The organism is Brachybacterium sp. J153 (assembly GCF_036311905.1).
Lineage (GTDB): Bacteria > Actinomycetota > Actinomycetes > Actinomycetales > Dermabacteraceae > Brachybacterium.
In genome coordinates this window covers 1-26,842 of sequence record NZ_JAZDCH010000003.1, presented here as the reverse complement: position 1 = coordinate 26,842, position 26,842 = coordinate 1, and the positions used below count along the sequence as shown (strand labels likewise).

Genomic DNA, 26,842 nt, shown 5'->3' with positions numbered 1-26,842 from the left:
ATCCTCAGCCGAGGTCGAGGCCGAGGAGGTCCTCCTCCGTCTCGCGGCGCACGAGGGTGCGGATCTCGCCGTCCCGGACGGCGACCACCGGCGGGCGCGGGACGTGGTTGTAGTTGGAGGCCAGCGAGTAGCAGTAGGCGCCGGTGACCGGCACCGAGACGAGGTCACCGCGCTGGACGTCGGCGGGGAGGTACTCGTCCTTGACCACGATGTCGCCGCTCTCGCAGTGCTTGCCGACCACGCGCACCACCTCGGGCCGCTCCCCCGAGATGCGCGAGGAGAGCAGGCAGGAGTAGTCGGCGTCGTAGAGGGCGGTGCGGATGTTGTCGCTCATGCCGCCGTCGACGGAGACGTACACGCGGTGATGCGGTCCGCCCAAACGCACGTCCTTCACGGTGCCGACCGAGTAGAGGGTCTGCGTGGACGGGCCCGCGATCGCGCGGCCCGGCTCGAAGGAGACGTGCGGGACCTCGAGCTCGAGCTCGTGACACTGCTTCTCGACGATCCCGGCGATGCCCGCGGCGAGCGCCTCGGGGGTCGAGGGCGTGTGCTGCGTGTTGTACATGACGCCGAAGCCACCGCCGAGGTCCAGCTGGGTAATCGTGTGTCCGAGCTCCTCGCGGACCCGGGCGACGAGGTCGAGCACCCGACGGGCGGCGACCTCGAAGCCGCCGGTGTCGAAGATCTGCGAGCCGATGTGGGAGTGCAGGCCGACGAGCTCGAGATGGCCGGCGCCGAGCACCTCCCGCACCCCCTCGAAGGCGGCGCCACCGGTGAGGGAGAGGCCGAACTTCTGGTCCTCGTGGGCGGTGGCGATGAACTCGTGGGTGTGCGCCTCGACGCCGGTGGTCACGCGCAGCATCACCGCGGCCCGCACCCCGGCGGCGGCGGCGAGCTGGTCGACCCGGCCGATCTCGTCGAGGGAGTCGACCACGATCCGGCCCACCCCGGCGTCGAGGGCGCGACGGATCTCGGCGTCGGACTTGTTGTTGCCATGCAGGGCGATGCGCTCCGCGGGGAACCCGGCGCGCAGGGCGACCGCGAGCTCTCCGCCGGTGCAGACGTCCAGTCCCAGGCCGTCCTCCTCCATCCAGCGCGCGACGGCGCCGCACAGGAAGGCCTTCCCGGCGTAGTAGACGTCGGCCCCGGCGTGCGGGCGGAAGGCCTCGGCGAAGGCGTCGCGGAAGGCGCGGGCACGGGCGCGGAAGTCGGCCTCATCGAGCACGAAGGCCGGGGTGCCCACCTCCTCGGCGATGCGGGCGACGCTCACGCCGCCGACCTCGACGGCGCCGTCGGCCCCGCGCACGGTCGTCTCGGACCACAGACCGGGGATGAGGGTGTTGACGTCGGCGGGGAACGGCAGCCAGGTGGGGGCCGCGTCGTTGCCGTGGAGTGCTCCGGCCTCGTGGGCGCGCATTCTGCTCCTCGATCGGGGGTGGAGGGTCGAGTCCCGAGGGTAGGGCGGGACGGGCGGTGCCGGCCGGGTCGTCCGGCCAGCGGTCCGGGACCCGACCCAGAGGCGGGTGCCGCGGAAGCCGGGGACCATTCTGCCCGGTCAGGCCGAGGACGGACGGCGCGGCGTAGATCCGCGGCCGGCACAGGGTGACGGAGCCCACTTGATAGTCTCGGGCCGACCCCCGGACCTCGCAAGGAGCCGCCGCATGCCCACTCCCGCGCCCGTGACCCCGACCGGCCACGAACTCGTCGTCGTCGCGAACCGCCTCCCCGTCGACTCCCGCACCCTGCCCGATGGCGCCACCGAGTGGGTGACGAGCCCCGGTGGGCTCGTGACGGCGATGGAGTCGGTGATGCGCACCGTCGACTCGGGGGCGTGGGTCGGATGGGCCGGATCGCCCGGCGAGGCGCCGGAGCCCTTCGAAGCCGACGGGATGAGCCTCTTCCCCGTGGCCCTCTCCGCCGAGGACGTGGAGAAGTACTACGAGGGCTTCTCCAACGCGACGCTGTGGCCGCTCTACCACGATGTGATCGTGGACCCCGAGTTCCACCGCGGCTGGTGGGACTCGTACGTCGCCGCGAACCGCCGCTTCGCGCGCACCGCCGCCGAGGTGGCGGGTGCCCACGGCACGGTCTGGGTGCACGACTACCAGCTGCAGTTGGCCCCGCGCCTGATCCGCGAGCAGCGCGACGACCTGCGCATCGGCTTCTTCAACCACATCCCGTTCCCCTCGGTCGAGCTGTTCTCGCAGCTGCCCAAGCGGACCCAGATCCTCCGCGGTCTGCTAGGCGCGGACCTCGTGGGCTTCCAGCGGGAGAGCGACACCCAGAACTTCCTCACCAGCGTGCGGAAGCTGCTGGGGCATCACGTCGACGGGCAGACGGTGCACGTGCCCGGGATCGGCTCGGCCCCGGGCCGCCAGGTGCAGGCCCGCACCTTCCCCATCTCGATCGACTCCGCGGCCGTCTCAGAGCTCACCCAGCAGGAGGAGATCATCGAGCGCGCCGCGCAGCTGCGCCGGGACCTCGGCGAGCCGCGGCGGATCGTCCTCGGCGTGGACCGCCTGGACTACACCAAGGGCATCCGTCACCGCCTGAAGGCCTGGGGCGAGCTGCTGGACGAGGGGATCATCGATCCCCAGGACACCGTGATGATCCAGGTCGCGACCCCCTCGCGGGAGCGGGTCGATGCCTACCGGCAGCTGCGCGACGAGGTCGAGCTGACCGTCGGCCGGATCAACGGCGACCACGCCCCGATCGGGCGCCCGGCCGTCTCCTACCAGCATCGCTCCTTCGACCGGCGCGACATGACCGCCCTGTACATGGCGGCGGACGTCGTGCTGGTGACGGCGCTGCGCGACGGCATGAACCTCGTCGCCAAGGAGTACGTGGCCTCCCGCCCGGACCTCCGCGGCGTGCTCGTGCTGAGCGAGTTCGCCGGCGCCGCGGACGAGCTGCGCGCCGCGATCACCGTCAACCCGCACGACATCGACGCGCTCAAGGGTGCGATCCTGCGCGCGCTGGAGATGGCGCCGGAGGATCAGGAGGAGGCGATGACCTCGCTCCGCCACCAGGTGATGGAGCACGACGTGCAGGCCTGGGCGCACAGCTTCCTCGAGCAGCTCGAGCAGACCGGCTCCCCCGAGACCCGTCAGCCCCCGCGGATCCGCCTCAGCGGGGATGCGGTGAGCGAGCCCGCGGCGGTCGACGCGGCGCTCCAGGCCCTCGTGGAGCGGCCCCGCCTCCTCATCGCCTCCGACTTCGACGGGGTGCTCGCCCCCATCGTCGCGGACCGTGACGCGGTCGAGCCCGACCAGCGCTCGCTCGCGGTGCTGCGGGAGCTCGCCACCCTGCCCGGGGTGTCGGTGGCTCTGGTCTCCGGGCGGGCCCTGGCCGACCTCGACCAGCACACCTCGATGCCCAGCTCCGTGGTCCTGGTCGGCTCGCACGGAGCGGAGGTGGGCGCCCTGCCGGCGGAGATGCACGCCGAGGTGCTCGACTCGGCGGCGCTGACCATGACCCCGGAGCGCCGGGAGCTGCTGGACTCGATCACCCTCGCCCTGCAGCGGATCGCGCTGGCTCATCCGGGGGCGGAGGTCGAGACCAAGCCGGCCGCCGCGGTGCTCCACACCCGCAATGCCCGCGGTCGCGGCGGGGCGAACGCGACCGAGGAAGCGCTCGAGCTGGCCATGACCCTCCCGGACGTCACCGTGACTCCGGGCAAGGAGGTCGTGGAGTTCTCCGTGGTGCACACCTCCAAGGGCGCCGCCATGGAGGCCCTCAGCCGCGCGTACGCGGCCGACGCCTGGATCTACCTCGGGGACGACGTCACCGACGAGACCGTCTTCGGCCGTCTCGGCGAGGGGGACGTGGGGATCAAGGTCGGCGGCGGGGACACCGCGGCGTCGCTCCGCATCGCGGGCACCGACGAGGTGCGCGGCGTGCTCGAGGCGCTGCTCGCCGCCCGCCGCGACCGCGCCTGAGGCGGGCGACCCGCCCCGGGACCGCCACCCGTCACCGGGCGGGGCAGGTCAGGTCTCGAGGAGCAGCTCGGCCCGGCGCCAGCCGCGCACGGAGCTGAGCACCGCGATCTCCTCCGCGGTGCGCAGCTCCTCCGGGGTGAGGGGACGCTCCGCGATCAGACGGGCCTCGAGGGCGAGACGCCGGCCCACGCCGGGCAGCAGCCCGTCCTCGAGAGGCGGTGTCCACCAGCGCCCGTCGCGGCGCACGGCGAGCGAGGCGATGCCGGTCTCGGTCACCCGACCGTCCCGCCCGCGCAGCACCACGTCCTGCACCCGCGGATCCCGTGCCCGGGCCCGCTCGAGGGCCGCGACGAGGTCGCCCCTGTCGGTGGTCTTGTGCCGCACCGCCGGGTCGTCGGGGTCCCGGTTGCGATCATCGAGCGCGAGGAGGACCGGTCCATCGGCGGCCTCCGGGAGCGGTCGCTCGGTGATCCGGGCCGTGCCGTCGAGGCCGAGCGCGAGCCGCAGCACGCGGTCGCCGCCCTCGGCGGCGCGGGTGCGCAGCAGCGCGGCGAGCCGGTCGCGCGCGGCGGGGATCGCGAAGTGGTCCGCGGAGGCGAGGATCCGGTCGAGGTGCTGCTCGAGGTGGACGGGGATCCCGCCGCGCACGGCGAGGGTCTCGAGCAGGGCGAAGTCCGCCGGGTCGGGGACGGTGACCCCGGCCCCGGCGGTGGACACGGCGGGCGCTCCCCGCCCGTCTTCGCACAGCGCATCGAGCACGCGGGCCTTGATCCGCAGCTCGGCGGCCTCGGCCCGGGGCTCGGAGGCCCACGTGATCCCGCCGCCCACCCCGTACTCGGCGGTGCCGTCGGCCCCGGGCGAGGTGTCGACGACGACGGTGCGGATCGCGACGGACAGACGCCAGGTGGCGGGGAGCTCCCCGGATGCCGTGGTGCGACGCGGAGTGAGCAGGGCGATCGCGCCGCAGTAGACGCCGCGCGGGGAGTCCTCGAGCTCGCGGATCAGCCCCATCGTCGACGCCTTCGGGGCGCCCGTGATGGAGCCGCAGGGGAAGGTCGCCCGGAGGGCGTCCGCGAGGTCTGTCCCCGTGCGCAGGCGCGCGGTGACCGTGCTGGTCAGCTGCCACAGGGTGGGGTACGGCTCGGCGTCGAGCAGGGCGGGCACCTCCACGCCGCCGATCGTGGCGAGGCGGGCGAGGTCGTTGCGGAGCAGGTCCGCGATCATGACGTTCTCCGCCCGCTCCTTCGGGCTCCGCAGGAGGCGCGCCCGCGCCTCGGCGTCGGCGGCGGGCGTGCCGCCGCGCGCGGCGGTGCCCTTCATGGGCCGGGTGGTGAGGAGGTCCCCCTCGCGGGCGAGGAACAGCTCGGGGCTCGCGCTGAGCACCGTCCGGTCCCCCAGGTCGAGATAGGCGCCGTAGCGAGCATGCTGGGCGTCGAGCAGGTCCAGGTGGCAGGCGAGGAGGTCGCCGGTGATCCGTCCGCGCAGCCGGGTGGTGAGGTTGACCTGGTAGGTGTCCCCCGCGGCGATCGCCTCGCGCACCCGCTGGATCTTGCGGGCGTGCTCGGCCTCGGAGGTCTCCGACCGCCACTCCTCGACCCGGTAGGGGCCGAGAGAGTCCGGCCGGCTGCCCGCGGGCATCTCCCGGACCTCGTCGGCGATCACGAAGCGCACCAGCGGCAGGGCGGGATCCGGGGCGCGGGTGGTGAGGACGGGGTCGAGGGCGGAGGCGGCCTCGTAGGCGATCATGCCCGCGGCGTATCCGCCCGCGTCGACGTGCTCCTGGACGGCGCGGAGGACGGGCAGCACCGCGTCCGGGGCGTGGGCGGCGAGGACCGCCCGCGCGGGACCGAGCTCGAGGGCGCGACCGGTGGAGTGATCGTCGAAGCGCGCGATCGGAGTGCGCGAGCTCGATCGCGGTCTCTCGGACGCCGCGGGCCCTGCGGGCTCTGCGGGCTCTACGGTCAAGGTCTCCTCCTCCCACCCGGCGGAACCGCGAGGGCCCCGGTCGCGCTGTGCGCACGACCGGGGCCCTCGATGGTGCCCGCGACAGGATTCGAACCTACGACCTTCTGCTCCGGAGGCAGACGCTCTATCCACTGAGCTACGCGGGCGGACCTGGTGAGTCTAGCAACTGCTCACCGGCGATGGCGACGCGAGCGGGTCGCGCGACCGAGGAGGGAGACGGAGGTCACCGCGGCAGCGGCAGCTGGGCGCCGTGGAGCACGGCCGAGGGGTCCGCGGCGATGCCGAGGCCGCTGGGCGCGGCGCCGGAGCGGACCAGCAGGTCGCCGACGGCGGCGATCATCGCTCCGTTGTCCGTGCACAGTCGGATCGGCGGGATGCGCAGCGAGATGCCCTCGGCGTCGCAGCGCTCCTGGGCGGCGGCGCGGAGCCGGGCGTTGGCGGCGACCCCGCCGACGATCACGAGGGTGTCCAGGCCGCGGTCCTTCACGGCCCGGACCGCCTTGGTGACGAGCACGTCGACCACGGCCTGCTCGAAGGAGGCCGCGACATCGGCCACGGGGACGGCCTCCCCGGCCCGCTCGAGGGTCTCGACGGTGCGGGCCACGGCGGTCTTCAGCCCGGAGAAGGAGAAGGTGTAGGGCGCATCGCCCGGCCGCAGCATCGCGCGAGGGAAGGAGAAGGCGGTGGGGTCGCCCTCGAGGGCGGCGCGGGAGATCGCGGGACCCCCCGGATAGCCGAGGCCGAGGAGGCGGGAGACCTTGTCGAAGGCCTCGCCGGCGGCGTCGTCGAGGGTGTCGCCGAGGTGCTCGATGGGGTCGCGCACGAGGTCGCCCACGGCGAGGATCGAGGTGTGGCCGCCGGAGACGATCAGGATGATGCTGCGCTCCGGCAGGGGGCCGTGCTCGAGGGTGTCGGCGGCGGCGTGGCCGGCGAGGTGGTGGACCCCGTAGAGGGGGCGGTCCAGCGCCCAGGCGATGGACTTCGCGGCGGCGAGCCCCACGTGCACGGCGGTGGCGAGTCCCGGCCCCGAGGTGACGGCCACATGGGTCACGTCGCCGAGCTGGACACCGGCATCCTCCAGGGCGAGGTGGAGGGTGGGGACGGCGGCCTCGAGGTGGGCGCGGGCGGCGATCTCGGGGACCACTCCCCCGAACTCGGCGTGCTGGCGGGCGCTCGAGGCGAGGCCCTGGCCGAGCAGCACCCCCTCCGAGACGATTCCGAAGCCGGTCTCGTCGCAGGAGGATTCGACGCCCAGCACCACGGGCGCGCCGCGGCGGATCACCGCAGGATCGACATCGGGTTGGAGTAGTTCCCGGACTCGTCCATCTTCGCGAAGTGCAGGTGGCAGCCGGTGGAGCGGCCGGTGGAGCCGACGTAGCCGATGATGTCGCCCTGCTCGACGGTGGCACCCTCGGAGGTGTTGAAGCCCTGGAGGTGGTAGTAGCCGGTGACGATGCCGTTGCCGTGGTCGATCTTGACCCGGTTGCCGGAGGCGCTGTTGTACTCGACGGCGATGACGGTGCCGGCGGCGGAGGCCTGCACGGGGGTGCCGCAGGCGTTGCCGAAGTCGACGCCGTTGTGACCCTTGAAGTAGCCCAGCACGGGGTGGATACGGCCGCCGAAGCCTGAGGTGACGGGGCCGTCGACGGGACGGATGAAGCCGCTCTCCGAGACCGGCCCGGTGGAGGCGACCTCGGGCTCGGGCTCGGGGACCTCGATCTCGATCCCGGTCGCGTCGGTCGCGGTCTCCTCGGTCGCCTCGTCGCTCTCCGCGTCCTCGGCGGGGGCGGTGCGCTCCTCGGAGCGGGTGGAGGCGTCATCGGCCTCGCGGGTCTCCGGCGCGGCGGTCACGGCCTGGGCGACCGGCAGGGCGACGGGGGCGGGGGCGGCGGCCTCGACGGGGGCGACCTCGGCGAGCTGCGCGGCGGTGTCGACGCTGTCGGCACCGGGCTCGTCGATGCCGGCCGCGGCGGCGGCGAGGGGGGCGGCGATGGTGGCGGTGGCGAGGACGCCGAGCACGCCGGCCTTCATCATCCCCGCGGGGAGGGCCGCGTCGCGGTGGGTGCCTCCGGTAGCCCGGAGCTTGCGCACCGTAGCGCGTCCTGCTGCGCGGTGATTCGCCACGTCTCGACCTGCTTCCTCAACGACCGTACTGATTCCGTGTTCTCGCGTCTGTCCCGGGACGCAGGACAGGGGAAGTACGCGTCGCCGAACAACCGCAGTCACGCTACGGGGCATCCCGGGCGAGAGACGAGCACGTCAACCGGCTCATTGCCAAGTTTTTGCCGTCACGCCCCGAAGTGGGGGAAGTCTTGACGAGCCCGGTCGCGAGGAGCACGTCCCGTGACCTTCGCGCCCGGTCGCGGGGGACCCGGCTCACAGTGCGGGGCCGCTCCGCGGGTGGCTCCCGATTCCGAGGCGACGTGGAGGGCCCCGGTCTAGAGTGTCGGCATGTCGACCCCTGAGCAGGCCGCTCCCACCAGCAGCTCCACCGCGTCCGCGCCGGTGCGCGTCGTCGTGATCGAGGACGAGCCGACCATCACCCGGGCCATCGCGGACCGACTCACCGCGGAGGGCTGGGAGGTCTCGACCGCCGGTGACGGCCCCTCGGGCGTGCGCGCGGTCGCGGAGATGCGGCCCGACGTGGTCGTGCTCGACGTGATGCTCCCCGGCTTCGACGGGCTCGAGGTCTGCCGTCGGATCCAGGCCGACGAGCCGGTCCCGGTGCTGATGCTCACCGCGCGCGACGACGAGACGGACATGCTCGTGGGCCTCGGGGTCGGCGCCGACGACTACATGACCAAGCCCTTCTCCATGCGGGAGCTGGTGGCCCGGCTGAAGGCGCTGCTGCGCCGGGTGCGGCGGACCGCCCCGGTCGCCCCGAGTGAGCAGGAGAAACAGGTCGCCCTGCAGATCGGCGATCTGGTGATCGACCGTGCGGGCCGACGGGTGATGCGCGCGGGCCTCCCGGCGCACCTGACCCCCACCGAGTTCGACCTGCTGCTGTGCCTCGCCAACGCTCCCGGCACGGTCCTGACCCGGGAGCAGCTCCTCGCGGACGTCTGGGACTGGGTCGACGCGACGGGCACCCGCACCGTCGACTCGCACGTCAAGGCATTGCGCCGGAAGCTCGGCGCGGATCTGGTGCGCACCGTGCACGGCGTCGGCTATGCGCTCGAGATCCCCGAGGAGGACGATCCCGAGCAGCCCGCCCCCGCCGGGGACGGCGTCTCCTCCCCCGCCGCCGGGGCGGACCCCCGCTCCACCTCATGACGCCCGCCGCATGAGCGGTCTCGCCGCGCCGGGGCCGGAGGCGCAGCCGCCCGGCGCCCCGGTCCGCACAGTCCACGCGGACAGCCCGGTCCGCCCGGAACGAGGGAGTCGGCGTCGCGTCCCGGACCGGCTCGACGTGCGGCCGCTGGACAGCGTCCGCTCCTTCAAGGTGAAGCTCGGGGTGCTCGTCGCCCTCGTGGTCACCCTCGCCGCGCTGCTCACCCAGGTCTCGATCCGGGCCGGCATCGAGCCGCTGCTCGCCCTGCCGCTGGTCGTCCTCATCGCCCTGGTCTTCACCCAGGTCCTGGCCCGCGGCATGACCTCGCCCCTGCGGGAGATGACCCGGGCGGCGCAGGCGATGGCCCGCGGCGACTACACGCAGAGCGTCCGCACCACGAGCCGGGACGAGGTCGGCCAGCTGGCCTCGGCCTTCTCCGCCATGGCCGCGGAGCTCGAGCAGACCGACCGCATGCGCCGGGACCTGGTCGCGAACGTCTCCCACGAGCTGCGCACCCCGGTCGCCGGTCTGCGGGCCCAGCTCGAGAACCTGGTCGACGGGGTCACCGAGCCCGACCTGGCCGCGCTCTCCGTCGCCCTGTCGGAGACCGAGCGGCTCTCCCTGCTCGTGGACCACCTGCTCGACCTCTCCCGGCTCGACGCCGGCGTGATCGACCTCGATCTCGAGGAGATCGAGCTGACCCCCTTCCTCCACGAGGTGGTCGATTCCGCCGCCCTGGCGTCCGGGGGGCGCGATGTGCGCTGGACCGTCGAGGTGGAGCCGCCGGACCTGCGGGTCCTCGCCGATGCCGCCCGCGTGCACCAGGTGATCCACAACCTGCTGGAGAACGCCGCGCGGCACTCGCCCGCCGGGGGTCGGATCCGTGTCGGCGCCGCGCGCACCGCGGCCGACGACGGGGTGCTGATCGACGTGCACGACGAAGGGCCCGGCATCGCGCGGGAGGACCGCGACCGCGTGTTCGAGCGTTTCCAGCGCGGAGGGCGCTCGGATTCCTCCGGCGGGACCGGGCTGGGCCTCGCGATCGCCCGCTGGGCCGTGGGACTGCACGGCGGCACGATCGAGGTCCTCGACGACCCGCGCAGCGAGGCCGCGGAGGACGGCCGCTCCTCCCTAATCCGCGTCGTCCTGCCCGACGACCCGACGTGATCGCGCCCACGTGACGACCCCCACCCCGCAGGCCGTCGGTAGGCCCTCCGTGCGCACCACCTGGTCGCGCCCGCTCCGTTAGGCTGGACGCATCCGTACCGCTCGATTCGAGAAGGCTGGCGATCTCAGAGTGTCACAGCAGACACACGGCTCCGGAACCCCGGAGTTCGGCCCCAATCAATGGCTCGTGGATGCACTGCGCGAGCAATGGGCGGAGGATCCCTCGAGCGTGGACCCCAGTTGGGCGGAGCACTTCGCCGCCACGGGTCCGTCGTCTCCCGTGAGCTCCTCCCCCACGGCATCGGCCCCTGCAGCGTCGCAGGAGCCGACCGGGACCGGCGCCGACGGCGCGGCCCCCACCACCGCGGCGTCCGCCGCTGCGACCTCCGTCCCGGAGGATCACGACGCCGCGGCCCCTGCCGGGACGGCACCGGCCGACCCGCAGCCCGCTGACTCACCTCCCGCCGACGCGACTCCCGCCGATCCGGCCCCGGCGACGCCCGCGCCGGCCACCACCCCCACCGCGAAGGACCCCGCCCCCGTGAACGCTTCCCCCGCGACCCCGGCCGTCTCGACCACCTCGGACCGCCCCGCGAAGGTCCCCACGACCACCGCGCAGATCCCGGCCGTCGAGGTGCGCGAGCCCACTGCCGTGAAGCTGCGCGGCCCCGCGGCCGCCGTGGTGCGGAACATGGACGAGTCGCTCGCCGTGCCGACCGCGACCTCCGTGCGCGACGTGCCGGTCAAGCTGCTCTTCGACAACCGGATCGTCATCAACAACCACCTCAAGCGCAATCGCGCCGGGAAGGTGTCCTTCACCCACCTCATCGGCTGGGCGATGATCGAGTCGATCACCGAGATCACCGACATGAACAACGGCTTCTCGGTCGACGAGAAGGGCAAGCCGCTCCTCCTCCAGCGCGAGGACGTCAACTTCGGCCTGGCCATCGACATGCCCCGGCCGGACGGCTCCCGCGGGCTCGTGGTCCCCAACATCAAGGCCGCCCAGCGCTTCGACTTCCAGGGGTTCTGGAAGGCGTACGAGGAGGTCGTGCGCAAGGCCCGCGCCGGCAAGCTGACCATGGAGGACTTCACCGGGACGACGGTCTCGCTGACCAACCCCGGCGGCATCGGCACCGTCCACTCGATCCCGCGCCTCATGCAGGGCCAGGGCGTCATCGTCGGCGTCGGCGCGATGGACTACCCCGCGCAGTTCCAGGGCGCGAGCCCCGCGACCCTCGCCGAGCTCGCGGTCTCCAAGGTCATGACCCTGACCTCGACCTACGACCACCGCATCATCCAGGGCGCCGCCTCGGGCGAGTTCCTCAAGCGGATGAGCGACAAGCTGCTGGGCAAGGACGGCTTCTACGACCGCGTCTTCGCCTCGCTGCGGCTGCCCTACCAGCCCATCCGCTGGGTGCCGGACAACCCCTTCAAGGACTCGAAGTCCGAGCGCCTCGCCCGCGTCATGGACCTCATCCACTCCTTCCGCGTGCGCGGCCACCTCATGGCCGACACCGACCCGCTGCGCTACAAAGTCCGCAGCCATCCCGATCTCGAGGTCGAGACCTACGGGCTCACCCTCTGGGACCTCGACCGCACCTGGCCCACCCGCGGCCTCGGCGGCAAGGAGGAGATGACCCTCCGCGACATCCTCGGCGTGCTGCGCGACGCCTACTGCCGGTCCATCGGCGTGGAGTACATGCACATCTCCGATACGGAGGAGCGGGCCTGGCTGCAGCGCGAGATGGAGACCCCGCGGCGCGCCTTCGACAAGGCCGAGCACACGCACATCATGGACCGCCTCAACGCCGCGGAGGCGTTCGAGACCTTCCTGCAGACCAAGTTCGTGGGCCAGAAGCGCTTCTCCCTCGAAGGCGGCGAGTCGGTCATCCCTATGCTCGACGCGGTCCTCCACGGCGCCGCACACGAGGGCATCGACGAGGTGTGCATCGGCATGTCGCACCGCGGCCGCCTCAACGTGCTCTCGAACCTCGCCGGGAAGAGCTACGGCCAGATCTTCCAGGAGTTCGAGGGCAACTTCGGCCAGACCCTGGGCTCGGGCGACGTCAAGTACCACCTGGGCACGGAGGGGACCTACACCTCGCACGACGGCGAGACCACCAAGGTCTACCTCGCCGCGAACCCCTCGCACCTCGAGGCCGTCAACCCCGTGCTCGAGGGCATCGTGCGCGCCAAGCAGGACCGCCTCGAACGGCCGGAGGAGTTCCCGGTGCTGCCCGTGCTGGTCCACGGCGATGCGGCCTTCGCGGGCCAGGGCGTGGTCACCGAGACGCTGAACCTCTCGGAGCTGCGCGGCTACCGCACCGGCGGCACGATCCACGTGATCATCAACAACCAGATCGGGTTCACCACCCTGCCCGACTCGTCCCGCTCCTCGTACTACTCGACGGACGTCGCGAAGTCGACACAGCTGCCGATCTTCCACGTCAACGGCGATGACCCCGAGGCCTGCGTGCGCGTCGCCGAGATCGCCTTCCGGTACCGCCAGAAGTTCCACCGCGACGTGGTCATCGACATGGTCTGCTACCGCCGCCGCGGTCATAACGAGGGCGACGACCCCTCGATGACCCAGCCGGAGATGTACCGCCTGATCCAGGAGAAGCCCTCCACGCGCAAGCTGTACATGGAGGCCCTGATCGAGCGCGGCGATCTCACCGAGGAGGAGACCGAGGGCCTGGTGCGCAACTTCCAGCAGCACCTCGACGAGGCCTTCGCCGCGAACCGCTCGAGCTCCGACGCGGATCCGTCCGAGAGCGTGCAGGGCCTGGAGCTGCCGGCCGCCCAGCGGTCCTCGGGCCCGGCGGAGCCGGTCGAGACCGCGGTGGACGCCTCCGTCCTGCAGCGCATCGGACGGGCGCACGGCGAGGTCCCCGAGGGCTTCACGGTCCACCCCAAGCTCGCCACGGTGCTCTCGCGCCGCGAGCAGATGGCCGTCGAGGGCGGCGTTGACTGGGCGTTCGGCGAGCTGCTGGCGTTCGGCTCCCTGCTGATGCAGGGCACCCGCGTGCGCCTGGCCGGCCAGGACTCGCGCCGCGGCACCTTCGTGCAGCGTCACAGCGTGCTCATCGACCACGAGAACGGCGACACCTGGACCCCGCTGTCCTACCTGTCCGAGGATCAGGCGCGCTTCAACGTCTACGACTCCTCCCTCTCGGAGTTCGCAGCGCTCGGCTTCGAGTACGGCTACTCGGTCGAGAACCCCGAGTCGCTCGTCCTGTGGGAGGCGCAGTTCGGCGACTTCGTCAACGGCGCGCAGACCATCATCGACGAGTTCCTCTCCTCCTCCGAGCAGAAGTGGGGCCAGAACTCCTCCGTGGTGCTGCTGCTCCCCCACGGCTACGAGGGCCAGGGCCCGGACCACTCCTCCGCCCGCATCGAGCGCTTCCTGCAGCTGTGCGCCGAGGACAACATGCGCGTGGCCCGTCCCTCGACCCCGGCGAGCTACTTCCACCTGCTGCGCAAGCAGGCGCTCACCGAGCCGAAGAAGCCGCTGATCGTCTTCACCCCGAAGTCGATGCTGCGCCTGAAGGCCGCGGTCAGCCCGATCGAGGACTTCACCACCGGTACCTTCGAGCCGGTCCTGCCGGACACCACCGCGGATCCCGCCGCGGTGCGCCGTGTGCTGCTGGTCTCGGGCAAGCTCTACTGGGACCTGGTCGCGCGCCGCGAGCAGATCGGCGCCGAGGACACCGCCATCGTGCGGGTCGAGCAGCTGTACCCGCTGCCCGCCGAGCAGCTCGCCTCGATCCTCTCCGCCTACCCCGACGCGCAGCTGGTGTGGGTCCAGGACGAGCCGGAGAACCAGGGCGCCTGGGGGTTCATGGCCATGAACTTCGCGGTCTCCGTCGGTCGCACGCTGAAGGTCGTCGCCCGTCCCGCCTCGGCCTCGCCGGGCCACCGGCTCCACCTCGACCCACAAGCGCGAGCAGGAGGAACTGCTCGTGCGGGCCTTCGAGTCCTGAGCTGACGGCGGACTGCGGCAAGGGTTCGCCCCTCGCCGCAGCCCGCCGTTACAGTGGTCGTCCCCATCCCCACCCCTGGAGGTCTCGGTGCAGTCCGTGCCCACGCAGTCCGCTCCGTCCGCGGAGTCCCGGATCCGTCTGATCGCCCTCGGCGACGAGCTGCTCGCCGGCGTCGGGGACGCCCGCGTGCTCGGCTGGCTCGGTCGGGCCGTGGCCAGCGAGCAGGGAGCGGACAACCGGGTGGACGTCTTCACCGCGGCCCTGCCGGGCGAGACGTCCGCCGCGCTCGCGGAGCGGTGGGACGAGGAGGTGCGGCTGCGCACCGACGCCGAGGCACAGGCCGACGGCAGCATCGAGCACAAGGTGGTCCTGGCCCTCGGCCGTGCGGACGTCGCCTCCGGCCTGTCCCTGGCCCGCTCCCGACTGAACCTCGCCAAGGTCCTCGACGGCCTCGAGCGGCTGCGCGTCCCGGTGTTCGTGGTCGGCCCGCCGCCGAGCCGCGATGCGGGCACCACCGCGGGGGTCCGCGAGCTGTCCGCCGCCTTCGAGGACGTCTGCTCGCGCCGGCGGGTGCCCTACATCGACACGGTCGGCGGGCTCTCCGGCCACGACCAGTGGGAGTCGGACATCGCGCGCTCCGGCGGCGACCATCCCGGGCAGACGGGATACGGGCTGATGGCCTGGCTCGTGCTGCACGGCGGCTTCGGGAGCTGGCTGGGCACCTCCGCGTGAGGTGCGCCCCATCGCGGGGCCGGTGAGAGAAGGACCCTCGGTGCTCCGACGGCACTGTGGCACAATCGTCGGGTTACCCGGGTGAGGAAGGAGATCGTGATGAGCAAGCGAGGCCGCAAGCGCAAGTCCCGTCGCAAGAGCGGCGCGAATCACGGCAAGCGCCCCAACGCCTGACCGTGATCGCGCCCTGCGCGAGAAGACCGGAGGCTCCTCCCCATTCGGGGAGGAGCCTCCGGTCTTCTGTTGCGGGGCAGCTCGGCTCAGGGACCCGTGATCTCCCGGCGCGTGGTGGTGATGCGCACGGAGGCGGCGGTGCCGTCCGCGCGGCTGGTCACCGACACGGTGCGGCACTGGACGGCGATCCGCTCCCGCAGGGTGCTCGGGGCGCGGTCGACGCAGCTGCGGCGCACCAGCTCCTTGAGTCGGCGCAGGCGCTCGATCTCGTCATGGCACTCGACGCAGCCCGCGGCGTGGTCGAGCATGCGATCGACTGTCTCGCGCGGCAGCTCGCCGTCGAGGGCCTCGGCCAGACGGTAGCGCGCCTCCCGCGCGGTCTCGGCGTCAGGCGTCACCCCGGTGCGGTCCTCGCTCATCGTTCCTCCTCCCGATCGGCGCGGCCGGTCGTTGTCTCGTTCTCGCGCGCAGGGCGCAGGTAACCGCTGGTCACCGCATAGTCCGTCAGCTTCTCGCGCAACTGGCCGCGGCCGCGGTGGAGGCGGGACATGACAGTGCCGATGGGCGTGTCCATGATCTCCGCGATCTCCTTGTAGGCGAAGCCCTCGACATCGGCGAGGTAGACCGCCATCCGGTAGTCGTCCCGCAGCTCGCCGAGCGCCTCCTTCACGGCGGAGTCGGGCAGGTGGTCCAGCGCCTCGTTCTCCGCCGAGCGCAGGCCCCGCGAGCTGTGCGACTCGACCTCGGCCAGCTGCCAGTCCTCGACCGTGTCGGTCCACGCCTCCTTGGGGCGGCGCTGCTGCTTGCGATAAGTCGAGATGTAGTTGTTGGTCATAATCCGGTACAGCCAGGCACGCATGTTGGTACCGGGAGTGAAGCGGTCCGCGGCGCGGAAGGCCTTCATGAAGGTCTCCTGGACGAGGTCCTCGGCGTCATGAGGATTGCGGGTCATCCTCAGCGCGCCGCCGTAGAGGGAGTCGACGTGGGAGAGCGCCTCGGCCTCGAAGTCGAAGGGCTCCGCGGTCTCGGAGTCCGCCGTGGGCTCGGGCACCTCGGTGTGCGGGCAGCCCTGAGGTCCCTGAGGGTCGGGAGTGCCCTGAGGTCCGAGTAGATCGGAGGGAGCGGGGTCGGTCGCGTTCATCGCGTCCCAACCTACGTCAGGCAGGCCTGCTGCGCGGGCGGTCGATGGCGCGTCGCGACACGGGGAGGGCTGCGGGAGCACCGCTGCGGTCATTCCTCGTCCTCTCTCGTCCTGTCTCGTCCTGTCTCGTCCTCACACTCAACGTCCGGGGTCCCGGGTGTGTTCCCGCTGTCCTGCGGATCACGCGTGCGCGGTAGTGTGGACCCGGCGACCGCCGACGCCGTCCGTCGGCCCTGCGGCCGCCTCCGCCCGAGAACGCCCAGAACGTGAGGACACCATGGCCCTGGTCCGCCGCATCGCCCGTCCCCTGCTCGCTGCACCCTTCATCCTCGAGGGTGTGCGCACCGCCCTGCGCCCGGAGCGGGAGATCGAGGTCTACCCGCCGGCGTTCGACGCGGCGGACGCGAGCCTCGCCAAGACCTCCCTGCCCTCCTTCGTCGACGCGCGCACCATCATCCGCGTCTCGGGAGTGGTCGCCGCCGGCGCCGGCGTGCTCTACGCGACCAACCGCAACCCGCGCCTCGCCGCCCTCGCGCTGCTCGCGACCACCTCGGTGGGCTGGGCCGGTCGCCGCAACGTGCTGCAGCTGCGCGGGGAGGAGCGGGTGACCGAGATCCAGTCGATCCTCACCGACGCGGGTCTGCTCGGCGGCCTGCTCCTCGCCGCCGTGGACCACGACGGACGTCCGTCCCTCGGCTACCAGGTGAACAAGTTCGTCGAGCGCAGCCAGAAGAAGGCCGCCGCCACGCAGAAGGGCCTCGAGAAGAAGGCCGGCAAGCTGGAGGCGCAGGCTCGTGACGCGGTGCAGACCGCGCAGAAGCAGCTCGCCGACCAGAAGCGCTGACCGTGGCCTCCGAGGTGCTCTGGCGGGCTCCCGTCGCCGACGGGCCCGTCGACGCCCTGGTGCGCGTTCCGGGCTCGAAGTCGCTCACCGCCCGGTGGATGGTGCTGGCCGCCGCCGCGGAGGGTCCCTCCGAGCTGCGCGGAGCGCTGGTCTCCCGCGACACCCGCCTGATGCGCGACGCCCTCGAGCGGCTCGGCGCGACCCTCGAGGTGGCCGGCGACTCGCTCCGGATCACGCCGATCCCCCCTGCCACGGTCGAGCCCGCGGAGCCGATCGAGATCCATGCCGGCCTCGCCGGAACGGTGATGCGTTTCGTGCCGCTGCTCGCCGCGCTCCACCACGGCGACGTGCGCTTCACCGGGGACGAGGCGGCGCTGGTCCGACCGATGCACGCGGTGATCGACGCGCTGCGCCAGCAGGGGGTCGAGGTCACCGAGCACGGCGTGCCCGGGCACCTGCCGATCACCGTCCACGGCACCGGTCGGCTCGCGGGCGGTCGGATCCTGCTCGACGCCTCCGCCTCGAGCCAGTTCGTCTCCAACGCCCTGCTCGTCGGGGCGAGGGGCGAGGGGGATCTCGAGCTGGTGCACACCGGCGAGACGCTGCCCTCGCTGCCGCACATCGAGATGACCCTGGAGACCCTCCAGGCAGTCGGTATCGAGGCCGCGGCGCACCGCGACGAGCTGGGACGCCCGGTGTGGACCGTCAGCCGCGGCGACGTGCACGCCCTGGACATCACCGTCGAGCCCGACCTCTCCAATGCGGGTCCCTTCCTCGCCGCGGCCCTCGTGACCGGCGGGACCATCTCGATCGACGAATGGCCCCGCTCGACCACCCAGCCCGGCGATGCCTACCGCGACCTGCTCACCCGCATGGGCGGTGAGGTGTTCCGCGAGGGCCGGGCGATGACGCTGCGCGGCAGCGGGGCGATCCACGGGCTCGAGGCGGACATGTCGGCCGTCGGCGAGCTCGTGCCCACCATCGCGGCCCTCGCGGCCCTCGCCGACTCGCCCTCCCGGATCACCGGGGTCGCGCATCTGCGCGGTCACGAGACCGACCGGCTGCGGGCTCTCGCCACCGAGCTGACCAAGATCGGGGCGCACACCGTCGAGCTCGAGGACGGGCTGGAGATCACCCCGGGCCCGCTGCGCGGCGACGTCTTCGAGTCCTACGAGGACCACCGCATGGCGACCGCGGGAGCGATCATCGGGCTGCGCGTCCCGGACGTGCAGGTGGTCGACATCGCCACGACCCGCAAGACCCTCCCCGACTTCGAGGGCATGTGGCTGTCGATGCTGCACACCGAGATGCCGGCGAACGGGAACGCGTGAGCAGGTCGCGACGCGACTGGGACGAGTCCGACGTCCGCGTACGGCCGAGCCGGCGCGGCTCCCGCCCGCGGACGAAGGACCGTCCCGCCCACGCCGACGCGATCACCGCGCGCGTCGTCTCCGTGGACCGGGGCCGCTGGCGCACCGTCGTCGAGGACGGCCCCGACTCGCCCCGCGAGGTCACGGCCATGCGGGCCCGGGAGCTCGGCCGCTCCCCCGTCGTCCCCGGCGATCTGGTGGGGCTCGTCGGCGACACCTCCGGCCGGGACGGCAGCCTCGCCCGGATCGTGCGGATCCAGGAGCGCTCCTCCTTCCTGCGCCGCTCCGCGGACGACGACGACCCCACCGAGCGGCCCCTGGTCGCGAACGTGGACCTGATGGTGATGGTGACCGCGCTGGCCGACCCCGAGCCGCGCGGCGGCATGATCGACCGCTGCCTCGTCGCCGCGTACGTCGCCGGGATCGATGCCCTGCTGGTGCTCACCAAGGCGGACCTGCGCTCGCCCGACGACTTCCTCACCACCTACGCCCCGCTCGGCCTCGAGCACGTGGTGACCGAGCGCACCGCCGCGGGCGGGATCGACGGGCTCGACGCGCTGCGCGAGCGGCTCGCGGGGCGGGTCAGCGTGCTCATCGGCCATTCCGGGGTCGGCAAGTCGACGCTGCTGAACGCGCTCGTGCCCGGCACCGACCGGGCCACCGGCCACGTGAACGACGTGACCGGTCGTGGCCGGCACACCTCCTCCTCGGCGCTCGCCATGCCCCTGCCCGAGGGCGCCGGCGGCTGGGTGATCGACACCCCCGGGGTGCGCTCCTTCGGACTCGGCCACGTCGACCCCGACGAGCTGCTCGACGCCTTCGCGGACCTCGCGGACCTCGCGGAGTCCTGCCCTCGCGGCTGCACCCATCTCGAGGACGCCCCGGACTGCGCGCTCGACGAGCAGGTCGAGGCGGGCGCCGCGGGCAGCGCCGGCCCCGCCCGGCTGACCTCCTTCCGCCGGCTCGCCGTCGCGCTGCGGAAGAACGACCCCTGGGCGCTCTGAACCGTCCGCCGTCGGCCGCTCGGAGCTCTCCCCCTCCCGCCCGGAGGACGCCTCGGCGCCGCCGCCCCCGCGTCGCTCCCGGTCACCGCGGGGTCCTCCCCCTAGGCTGAGCCCCATGTCCAGCCGTTACGCCGATGACCTGCGCCTGGCCCACGTGCTCGCCGATGCCGTGGACCAGCTGACGATGTCCCGCTTCAAGGCGCAGGACCTCGAGGTCTCCACCAAGCCGGACCTCACCGAGGTCACCGATGCCGATCGCGCCGCCGAGCAGCTGGTGCGCGCCCAGCTCTCCCGTTCCCGCTCCCGCGACCAGGTGATCGGGGAGGAGTTCGGCTCGACCGGGTCCTCGCCCCGGCAGTGGGTGATCGACCCCATCGACGGGACCGCGAACTTCGTGCGCGGCGTGCCCGTCTGGGCGACGCTCATCGGGCTCATCGAGGAGGGCCGCCCCGTCGTGGGTCTGGTCTCCGCGCCGTCCCTCGGGCGCCGCTGGTGGGGCGGGACGGACGCCGGGGCCTGGACCGGCTCCCGGCTGAGCAGCGCGACGCGGCTGCAGGTCTCGGGCGTGGACCGCATCGAGGAGGCCTCGCTGTCCTACTCGTCGCTGCACGGCTGGGCCGAGCGCGAGCGGCTGCGGGAGATGCTGAACCTCATGCAGCGCTTCTGGCGCACCCGCGCCTACGGCGACTTCTGGTCCTACATGCTCGTCGCCGAGGGAGCCGTGGACGTCGCCTGCGAGCCCGAGCTGGCCCTGCACGACATGGCCGCGCTGGTGCCGATCGTGACCGAGGCGGGCGGCCGCTTCACCTCCCTCGAGGGCGAGCCGGGCTGCTTCGGCGGCAGCGCGGTCGCGAGCAACGGTCTGCTCCACGAGGACGTCCTCGCCGCGCTCACCGGCGAGGACTGAGCGCCCCGAGTCGCCCCGGGTCTGCTCCCGGACGCGCCCACTGAACGATCCGCCCCCGAACGCACAGCGTCCCGGCCCCCACGACGGGGACCGGGACGCTGCGTCGTTCCGCGGGAACTGCTCCCGCGGGCGGGATCAGCGGCGCAGACGGGCGCGGAGGGCGAGCGCGCCGCCGCCCAGCGCGGTCAGGCCGAGCGCCCCGGCGACCAGCGCCACGACGCCCTGGGCGCCGGTGCGGGCGAGAGCACCCGGACGGGAGCCATCGGCCGACTGCTCGGATCCGGTGCCTCCATTGCTGGAGCCGCCGGTGCCGCCAGCTGCATTGTCGTCGGAGCCGCCGTCGCTCGCCGCCGGGGTGGTGGGCTCCTCGGCGGGAGCGGCCGGCTCCTGCGTCGGCTCGGTCGGCTGCTCGGTGGGCTCCGCCGGCTCCGTGGGCTGCTCGTCATCGTCGTCCGCGGGTGCCTCGGCCTGCACACCCTCCGGGCCGACGAAGCCGGCGCGGGCGAAGAGGGTCTCGCCGTTCGCGTCGTCGAGCGCGTCGTTGTCGGTGACGATGTAGACCTCGCCCGACGCGGTGACCGCGAGGCTCTCGACCTTCTCCTGGGTCCAGCCGTTCGTGGACTCGAGCAGCGGCAGCAGGTCGTAGCGCTCGCCGACGGTCTCTGCGAGGGGCAGCGCCTCACCGGCGGCCGCCCCCTCACCCGGCAGGGTGACGGTGACGACGGACTTCAGCGCGGCGTCGGGCCCGTTCAGGGAGTCCCGCTCGACCAGGGCGAAGCGGCCGTCGCCGAGGTCCGCGATGGCGGAGAGCCCGATCCTGTCACCGTCCACCGCGGTGGTCTGGAGCTCGTAGCCCCAGTAGCTCCAGGTGCCGGCCTCGAGGTCGTAGCGGGCGATGCGCGCGCTGTTCTCCGGGTCGCCGTCGACGACGCCCTGGATCACGGCGTACAGGGCCGCGCCGTCCTCGGCGATGGTGACGCCCTCGAAGCCGCGGCTCGCGAGGCCGTCCGCTACGTCCTCGGGCAGCAGCACGGTCTCGAGGACCTGGCCGTCGGCGTCGACGTGCATCAGCGAGTTCTGGATCTCCCAGGTGCCGTCGTCCTCGCGGGCGCCCTCGGAGGCGACCCAGAAGGTGCCGTCGACGAGGGCGGTGACGCCCTCCAGATCGGACTCGAGCGGGGAGCCGTCCTCGCCGGTCAGCTCGATCCGCTCGCGGATCACGGCCGGGGTCGCGGAGGCGTCGATGCGGAAGATCGCGGAGGTGGTGTAGCCCGAGTCGCTGACGGAGACGAACTCGCCCTCGGCGCCGGGCACTGCGGACATGTCGCTGAGCGCGCCCCAGGTGATCGGCAGGCCGTCGGCGTCGGGGCCGGAGACGATCGTGCGGTCCTCGTCGGTCGCGGCGCCGAGCTCGTAGACCTGGACGGTGGCGCGCACGCCGGCCTCCGCGTCGTCCTCCTCGGAGGAGACGACCAGCAGGTTCCGCTCCGGGATGGGCAGCAGGCCCTCGGGGCCGGGGGTCGAGGACAGCGCCTGCTGGTACACGGGAGCCGACGGGTCGGTCACGTCGTAGACCGCGACGAAGTTGCCGCGCTCGGAGCCGACGAAGGCGAGGGTGCGGTCGCCGTAGCGGGCGACGGCGATGCCCTCGGGCTCGGTGCCCTTGGCGTCGGAGCGCTTCTCCGGGTACTGGCCGATCTCGACCGCGAGGTGGTCCATCTGCGAGCCCGAGTTCCAGGTGACCTCGCCGGTGGTGACGTCGAAGATGGTCCAGGTGCGCGAGCCGCCGAGCCAGTCGCCCTCGTCGGCGGTCGCGACATGGGTGTCGTCGATCCAGGCGATCGCGTCGGGCTCGCGCTCCTCGGTGATCGTCTCGGTCAGGGTGATGTCGCCGTCCTCCTCGATGTCCACGTTCTCGACGGTCGCGGAGCCGGCGGAGAAGGACATGAGGACCTCGCCGGAGGCGACGTCGATGACGGCCAGGGCGTTGTTCTCCTGGAGGGTCACGACCACGCGGGAGTCGTCGGGGCTGACCTTCACGTACTCGGGCTCGGCGTCCTCCGCGGCGGTGAGGCCGGGCAGCCCTGCGAGCTCGATCCGCTCCACGTCCCAGCCCTCGACGTCACCGGAGAGGTCGAGGTGAGCGAGCCAGCCGGTGGGCTGCTGCGGGATGTCGCCCTCCTCGAGGCCCTCGGGGGTGAATTCCTCGTCGCGCTGGTTCTCGATCGCGATGTACGCGTCGGAGCCGTCGGAGGTGATGTCGATCGAGTCGGGCTGCCCGCCGAGCTCGATGGTGCGGATCACCTCGTGGGTGTCGGCGTCGAGCACGGAGACGTGGCCCGAGGGGTCGGTGAACTCGCCGTCGGTGGTGTCCACGACGATGAGCACGTAGTCCTCGAGGGCGTAGACCGAGGTGGGCTCCCCCTCGACGTCCACGCCGCCGAGGGGGCGGGGGTTCGACGGGTCGGAGATGTCGGTGATGCCCACGCGGCCGCCGCCGGCGTCGGTCGAGTACACGGTCATCCTGTCGGGGCTGACCGACGAGATCTCGGCGACCGCCGACGCGGAGACGTCGGAGTTCGCGTACGCCGGCAGGGTCGCGACGCGGGTGAAGTACGGGGCCTCGCCGTGGGACTCGCCCGGGGCGGCGAGGGCGGGGAGCATGAGCGCGCCGGTCAGACCGATCGCGCCGCACGCGGCGAGGGCGCCGAGGCGGGCGATCAGGGGACGGGGTGCACGGGAGGTGCGGGACATGGGCAGGCCTTTCTGCAGGGTCCACCGGCCCTCGCGCGAGCGCACTGGGGGCGGGAGGGGCGCGAGCGCGCACCGTCGGATGGCGAGGAGGAACGTCGAGAAGTCCATCACCTCACTGTGACGAGAAGGTGAACGGCGTCCGTCGGGACCGGCGCGGCGACGTGTCCGGCGCGGCCTCGCTACGATGAGCGGACCCAGCGTCGCGAGGAGGTCGGGAGAAACCCCTGCCCTCTCGCGCGCCCGTTCCCGGACTCTCGGAGGATTCGCCTCATGACCGTCAAGCGCGTCGCACTGCTCACCGCCGGGGGCTACGCCCCGTGCCTGTCCTCCGCCGTCGGCGGCCTCATCGAGCGGTACAACGAGCTGGTACCGGACGTCGAGATCATCGCCTACAAGCACGGCTACTGGGGCCTGCTCTCCGACGAGAAGATCGTCGTCGACGAGACGGTCCGCGCGAAGGCCGGCCTGCTGCACGACTTCGGCGGCTCCCCCATCGGCAACTCGCGCGTGAAGCTCACCAACACCGCGGACCTCGTCAAGCGCGGCCTGATCGCCGAGGGTGAGAACGCCCTCGAGGTCGCCGCGAAGAAGCTCCAGGCCGACGGGGTGGACGTGCTGCACACCATCGGCGGCGACGACACCAACACCACCGCCGCGGATCTCGCGAAGTACCTCGCGGACAACGACTACCCGCTCCAGGTCGTGGGCCTGCCCAAGACCATCGACAACGACATCGTGCCGATCCGTCAGTCCCTCGGTGCGATGTCCGCCGCGGAGCAGACCAGCATCTTCGCGCAGAACATCATCGCCGAGCACGGCTCGAACCCGCGCATGCTGATCGTCCACGAGATCATGGGCCGCGCCTGCGGTTATCTCACCGCCCAGGCCGCCGCCTACTACCAGGACTGGCACGCGAAGCAGGAGTGGCTGCCCGAGATCGGCCTCGCCCCGGAGAAGTGGGACGTGCACGCCGTGTTCCTGCCCGAGCTGGCGCTCGACATCGAGGCCGAGGCGGCGCGCCTCCGCACCGTCATGGACGAGGTGGGCAACGTGAACATCTTCCTGTCCGAGGGCGCGGGCATCCCCGAGATCGTCGCCGAGATGCAGGCCCGCGGCGAGGAGCCGGAGAAGGACCCCTTCGGCCACGTCAAGATCGACACCATCAACCCCGGCCAGTGGTTCGCGAAGCAGTTCGCCGAGAAGCTCGGCGCCGAGAAGGTCATGGTCCAGAAGTCCGGCTACTTCTCGCGGTCGGCGAAGGCCAACCCCGAGGACCTGCGCCTGATCAAGTCGATGACCGACCTGGCCGTGCAGGTCGCCCTCGAGGGCGGCTCGGGCCTCATCGGCCACGACGAGGAGCGCGGCAACGTGCTGCGCGCCGTCGAGTTCGAGCGGGTCGCCGGTCACAAGGCCTTCGACATCGAGCAGCCCTGGTTCGCGGATGTCATGGAGCGCACCGGCCAGACGATCACCCCCACGGCCGCCCACTGACCCGACCCGCGGGACGGGAGGAGGAGCCGATGAGCACCGAAGGATCACCCCTCCCCCGTCCCCGCGTGCGGACCTGGCGCCGCAGCCTGCGCGCGCTCGCCCACACCGGGCGGGCGCGCGCTCTCGCGTTCCAGGAGCGGGAGGAGCGGAGCACGGGGTTGGCGGATCCGCCGCCCGGCCCGCGCGCCGTCGGATGGCGCTGGGACAGTGGCCCGCTGGACTCCCCTCGGCCCCTCCGCCCCCAGCAGGGGCAGCTCGGCGACTGCTGGGTGATCGCCTCGATGCTCGCGATCCACGAGACCGCACCCGAGCGCCTCACGGACCTGCTCACGGTGCAGGAGGACGGCCGGGTCGCGGTGCGCCTGCCCGCCGTGGCCGAGCCGATCGTGGTGGATCGACGGATGCCGGTCGGCGCCGATGGCACCTTTCTCTACGCACGCCGCGAAGGCGCGAACCCGGGCTGGGCCGGAGTGCTCGAGAAGGCCGTGGCGGTACACGTCGCAGGCGGGTACGGGATGCTGCAGCGCGGTTTCGCCCGCTTCGGCCTCGAGCTGCTGCTCGGGGAGCGGGTGCGCACGCAGCTGCGGCTCCCCTCGGCCGAGCAGATCCTCGCGTGGCGAGAGAAGGGCCGGGCGATCGCCGCGTCGACCCATCCGCTGAGTGCGCGGGTCGGGACCACTCAGGGTCCGCTGCCGCCCAGCCACGTCTTCGCCGTGGTCGGCGCCGACGCCACGACCGGCCACGTGCTGCTGCGCAATCCGGTGCGGCCCGGTCGGGTGCTGCGCATCGACGCGCGCACCTTCCGCCGGGGTTTCCTCTCCGTGGACGTCACCGGCCCGCTGCGCTGAGCAGCGGGCGGGTGAGCGTCAGCGCGAGCGGGCGAGGGTGTGGTCGACGGTGCGGAACACGTCCAGCCACGCATCCGCGAGCAGGCGGTGGCCCGCTATCGTCGGGTGAACGCCGTCCTCGGCGATGCTCGCCGGGGTGTGGCCCACGCGCCACGCCTCCTCGAGCACCCCCTCGAGATCCACGATCGCGGCCCCGAACTCCTTGCCGAGGGCGCGGATGATCGCGACCTTCTTGTCGAGTTCCCCGTGATACCCGGCCTTCTCCTCGTCGACATCGGCGACGAAGGGCACCACGAGCAGCACCGGGACGCCCGGGCGGGTCGCCGAGAGCTGGTCGAGCAGGAAGCGGTAGTCCCGCTCGAAGTCCGCGTGGCTGACGCCGTCGCCGCTGGTGAAGCCGTGCCACACGTCGTTGACGCCCACGTAGATCGTCACGACGTCCGGGTTCAGGTCGAGGCAGTCCGCGTCGAACCGGGCGCGGAGGTCCCGGGCCTTGTTTCCGCTGATGCCGCGATTGATCACGGTGGCCGTCGGCTCATGGGCCGCGAAGTGCTCGGCGAGGAGGCGGACGTAGCCGAAGCCGAGACCCGCCGGATCCTCGGCGCGAGCGCAGTCGGTGATGGAGTCCCCGATGAACAGGAGGGTGCGAGGCGTGGGCGCGGACGTCGTGGTCATGCGCACATCCTGCCATCGGGGGGACGCGACGGTGAGCGACCCGCCGACCCCCACCTGGCCCTGGGCCCCGCCGTCTGGATGTTCCCCGTTTGACCCCGGGGTCCCGTCGCGCTGTAGCGGCGCCTCAGGGAGCATCCTGCACCGAACATGCTCCCTCAGACGCCGTGGAGCGGCTCTGGGGGCACAGCAAAAGACCCCTCCTCAGCATTTCTGCTGAGAAGGGGCCTTACTCGTAGCGGGGGCAGGATTTGAACCTACGACCTCCGGGTTATGAGCCCGGCGAGCTACCGAACTGCTCCACCCCGCGGCGACATCGATAACTCTAGGACGACCCGGCCGCCGAGTCCAGGCGAGACCCCTCGGACGTGTGCCATCGCACGTTCACGGGGAGTTCACCGGGCACCGGCATCACTGCGGACCGCTCCAGACCACCGCGGAACGGCCCGGACAGGACGGTTCCGACCCGGAGAGGTCCGGTCCGCTCCGGGCGGGGCTGTTCCGCCCCGGACACGACGGCGCCCGCCGACTCGACCCTCGGTTGGTTCGGGGGGGAACTGGGGGGGGGGGGTTCCCGG

At 72.5% G+C, this 26,842-nt stretch carries 19 protein-coding genes, 2 tRNA genes and 1 pseudogene; 12 read left to right on the top strand and 10 right to left on the bottom strand.

Annotated features, from left to right (window positions below; genetic code table 11):
* Nucleotides 1-4: 4 nt before the first annotated feature.
* Nucleotides 5-1,417: a diaminopimelate decarboxylase gene (gene lysA, locus V1258_RS01385; protein ID WP_329748015.1), complete on the bottom strand. Its 1,413-nt coding sequence runs from the start codon at nucleotides 1,415-1,417 to the stop codon at nucleotides 5-7.
* Nucleotides 1,418-1,661: 244 nt separating this feature from the next.
* On the opposite strand from lysA, the gene V1258_RS01380 reads away from it, so the two are divergent.
* A complete protein-coding gene (locus V1258_RS01380; protein ID WP_329748014.1) occupies nucleotides 1,662-3,938 on the top strand; it encodes a bifunctional alpha,alpha-trehalose-phosphate synthase (UDP-forming)/trehalose-phosphatase in 2,277 nt (758 codons plus the stop codon).
* A gap of 48 nt (nucleotides 3,939-3,986) precedes the next feature.
* Here the strand turns inward: V1258_RS01380 and V1258_RS01375 are convergent, their stop codons facing one another.
* The 4 genes from V1258_RS01375 to V1258_RS01360 all read right to left on the bottom strand — a co-directional run bounded on the left by V1258_RS01375 (nucleotide 3,987) and on the right by V1258_RS01360 (nucleotide 7,994).
* Nucleotides 3,987-5,903: a bifunctional chorismate-binding protein/class IV aminotransferase gene (locus V1258_RS01375; protein WP_329748013.1), complete on the bottom strand. Its 1,917-nt coding sequence runs from the start codon at nucleotides 5,901-5,903 to the stop codon at nucleotides 3,987-3,989.
* Nucleotides 5,904-5,973: 70 nt separating this feature from the next.
* Nucleotides 5,974-6,049 (bottom strand) — tRNA-Arg (locus V1258_RS01370).
* Between the two features lie 77 nt (nucleotides 6,050-6,126).
* Nucleotides 6,127-7,185: a tRNA (adenosine(37)-N6)-threonylcarbamoyltransferase complex transferase subunit TsaD gene (tsaD, locus tag V1258_RS01365; RefSeq protein ID WP_329748012.1), complete on the bottom strand. Its 1,059-nt coding sequence runs from the start codon at nucleotides 7,183-7,185 to the stop codon at nucleotides 6,127-6,129.
* A complete protein-coding gene (locus V1258_RS01360) occupies nucleotides 7,182-7,994 on the bottom strand; it encodes a M23 family metallopeptidase (RefSeq protein WP_329748011.1) in 813 nt (270 codons plus the stop codon). Before V1258_RS01360 ends, tsaD begins: the two co-directional genes overlap by 4 nt.
* A gap of 360 nt (nucleotides 7,995-8,354) precedes the next feature.
* On the opposite strand from V1258_RS01360, the gene V1258_RS01355 reads away from it, so the two are divergent.
* The 5 genes and pseudogenes from V1258_RS01355 to V1258_RS15220 all read left to right on the top strand — a co-directional run bounded on the left by V1258_RS01355 (nucleotide 8,355) and on the right by V1258_RS15220 (nucleotide 15,233).
* On the top strand, nucleotides 8,355-9,176 hold the full coding sequence (locus V1258_RS01355) for a response regulator transcription factor (protein ID WP_329748010.1): 822 nt from the start codon (nucleotides 8,355-8,357) through the stop codon (nucleotides 9,174-9,176).
* Between the two features lie 10 nt (nucleotides 9,177-9,186).
* Nucleotides 9,187-10,341 carry a sensor histidine kinase gene (locus V1258_RS01350; RefSeq protein ID WP_329748009.1) on the top strand — a complete coding sequence of 385 codons (1,155 nt, stop codon included), beginning with the start codon at nucleotides 9,187-9,189 and terminating at the stop codon, nucleotides 10,339-10,341.
* A 130-nt stretch (nucleotides 10,342-10,471) separates the two neighbouring features.
* A pseudogene (locus V1258_RS01345) lies at nucleotides 10,472-14,327 on the top strand (multifunctional oxoglutarate decarboxylase/oxoglutarate dehydrogenase thiamine pyrophosphate-binding subunit/dihydrolipoyllysine-residue succinyltransferase subunit).
* Nucleotides 14,328-14,414: 87 nt separating this feature from the next.
* Complete coding sequence (locus tag V1258_RS01340) at nucleotides 14,415-15,059, top strand: GDSL-type esterase/lipase family protein (protein ID WP_329745265.1); 645 nt, start codon at nucleotides 14,415-14,417, stop codon at nucleotides 15,057-15,059.
* Nucleotides 15,060-15,158: 99 nt separating this feature from the next.
* Complete coding sequence (locus tag V1258_RS15220) at nucleotides 15,159-15,233, top strand: 50S ribosomal protein bL37 (RefSeq protein WP_370297284.1); 75 nt, start codon at nucleotides 15,159-15,161, stop codon at nucleotides 15,231-15,233.
* 86 nt (nucleotides 15,234-15,319) lie between these two features.
* On the opposite strand, the gene V1258_RS01335 is transcribed toward V1258_RS15220, so the two are convergent.
* Both V1258_RS01335 and V1258_RS01330 read right to left on the bottom strand, forming a co-directional pair.
* Nucleotides 15,320-15,652: a zf-HC2 domain-containing protein gene (locus V1258_RS01335; RefSeq protein ID WP_329748008.1), complete on the bottom strand. Its 333-nt coding sequence runs from the start codon at nucleotides 15,650-15,652 to the stop codon at nucleotides 15,320-15,322.
* A complete protein-coding gene (locus V1258_RS01330; protein ID WP_329748007.1) occupies nucleotides 15,649-16,374 on the bottom strand; it encodes a sigma-70 family RNA polymerase sigma factor in 726 nt (241 codons plus the stop codon). Before V1258_RS01330 ends, V1258_RS01335 begins: the two co-directional genes overlap by 4 nt.
* A gap of 277 nt (nucleotides 16,375-16,651) precedes the next feature.
* Here V1258_RS01330 and V1258_RS01325 point away from each other — a divergent pair, with 277 nt between their 5' ends.
* The 4 genes from V1258_RS01325 to V1258_RS01310 all read left to right on the top strand — a co-directional run bounded on the left by V1258_RS01325 (nucleotide 16,652) and on the right by V1258_RS01310 (nucleotide 20,499).
* Nucleotides 16,652-17,218 carry a hypothetical protein gene (locus V1258_RS01325; RefSeq protein WP_329745262.1) on the top strand — a complete coding sequence of 189 codons (567 nt, stop codon included), beginning with the start codon at nucleotides 16,652-16,654 and terminating at the stop codon, nucleotides 17,216-17,218.
* A gap of 2 nt (nucleotides 17,219-17,220) precedes the next feature.
* On the top strand, nucleotides 17,221-18,549 hold the full coding sequence (aroA, locus tag V1258_RS01320) for a 3-phosphoshikimate 1-carboxyvinyltransferase (RefSeq protein ID WP_329748006.1): 1,329 nt from the start codon (nucleotides 17,221-17,223) through the stop codon (nucleotides 18,547-18,549).
* A complete protein-coding gene (gene rsgA / locus V1258_RS01315) occupies nucleotides 18,546-19,592 on the top strand; it encodes a ribosome small subunit-dependent GTPase A (protein WP_329748005.1) in 1,047 nt (348 codons plus the stop codon). The genes aroA and rsgA overlap by 4 nt, the downstream gene beginning before the upstream one ends.
* 115 nt (nucleotides 19,593-19,707) lie before the next feature.
* The gene (locus tag V1258_RS01310; RefSeq protein WP_329745259.1) at nucleotides 19,708-20,499 is read left to right on the top strand and encodes an inositol monophosphatase family protein; all 792 of its coding nucleotides are present in this window, start codon (nucleotides 19,708-19,710) and stop codon (nucleotides 20,497-20,499) included.
* 135 nt (nucleotides 20,500-20,634) lie between these two features.
* On the opposite strand, the gene V1258_RS01305 is transcribed toward V1258_RS01310, so the two are convergent.
* Nucleotides 20,635-23,253 carry an esterase-like activity of phytase family protein gene (locus tag V1258_RS01305; protein ID WP_329748004.1) on the bottom strand — a complete coding sequence of 873 codons (2,619 nt, stop codon included), beginning with the start codon at nucleotides 23,251-23,253 and terminating at the stop codon, nucleotides 20,635-20,637.
* Between the two features lie 270 nt (nucleotides 23,254-23,523).
* Here V1258_RS01305 and V1258_RS01300 point away from each other — a divergent pair, with 270 nt between their 5' ends.
* Complete coding sequence (locus V1258_RS01300) at nucleotides 23,524-24,744, top strand: pyrophosphate--fructose-6-phosphate 1-phosphotransferase (protein ID WP_329748003.1); 1,221 nt, start codon at nucleotides 23,524-23,526, stop codon at nucleotides 24,742-24,744.
* A 29-nt stretch (nucleotides 24,745-24,773) separates the two neighbouring features.
* Complete coding sequence (locus tag V1258_RS01295; RefSeq protein ID WP_329748002.1) at nucleotides 24,774-25,592, top strand: C2 family cysteine protease; 819 nt, start codon at nucleotides 24,774-24,776, stop codon at nucleotides 25,590-25,592.
* Between the two features lie 18 nt (nucleotides 25,593-25,610).
* Here V1258_RS01295 and V1258_RS01290 read toward each other — a convergent pair whose 3' ends face one another.
* A complete protein-coding gene (locus V1258_RS01290) occupies nucleotides 25,611-26,267 on the bottom strand; it encodes an SGNH/GDSL hydrolase family protein (protein WP_329748001.1) in 657 nt (218 codons plus the stop codon).
* A 233-nt stretch (nucleotides 26,268-26,500) separates the two neighbouring features.
* Nucleotides 26,501-26,574, bottom strand: a tRNA-Met gene (locus tag V1258_RS01285).
* Nucleotides 26,575-26,842: the final 268 nt, after the last annotated feature.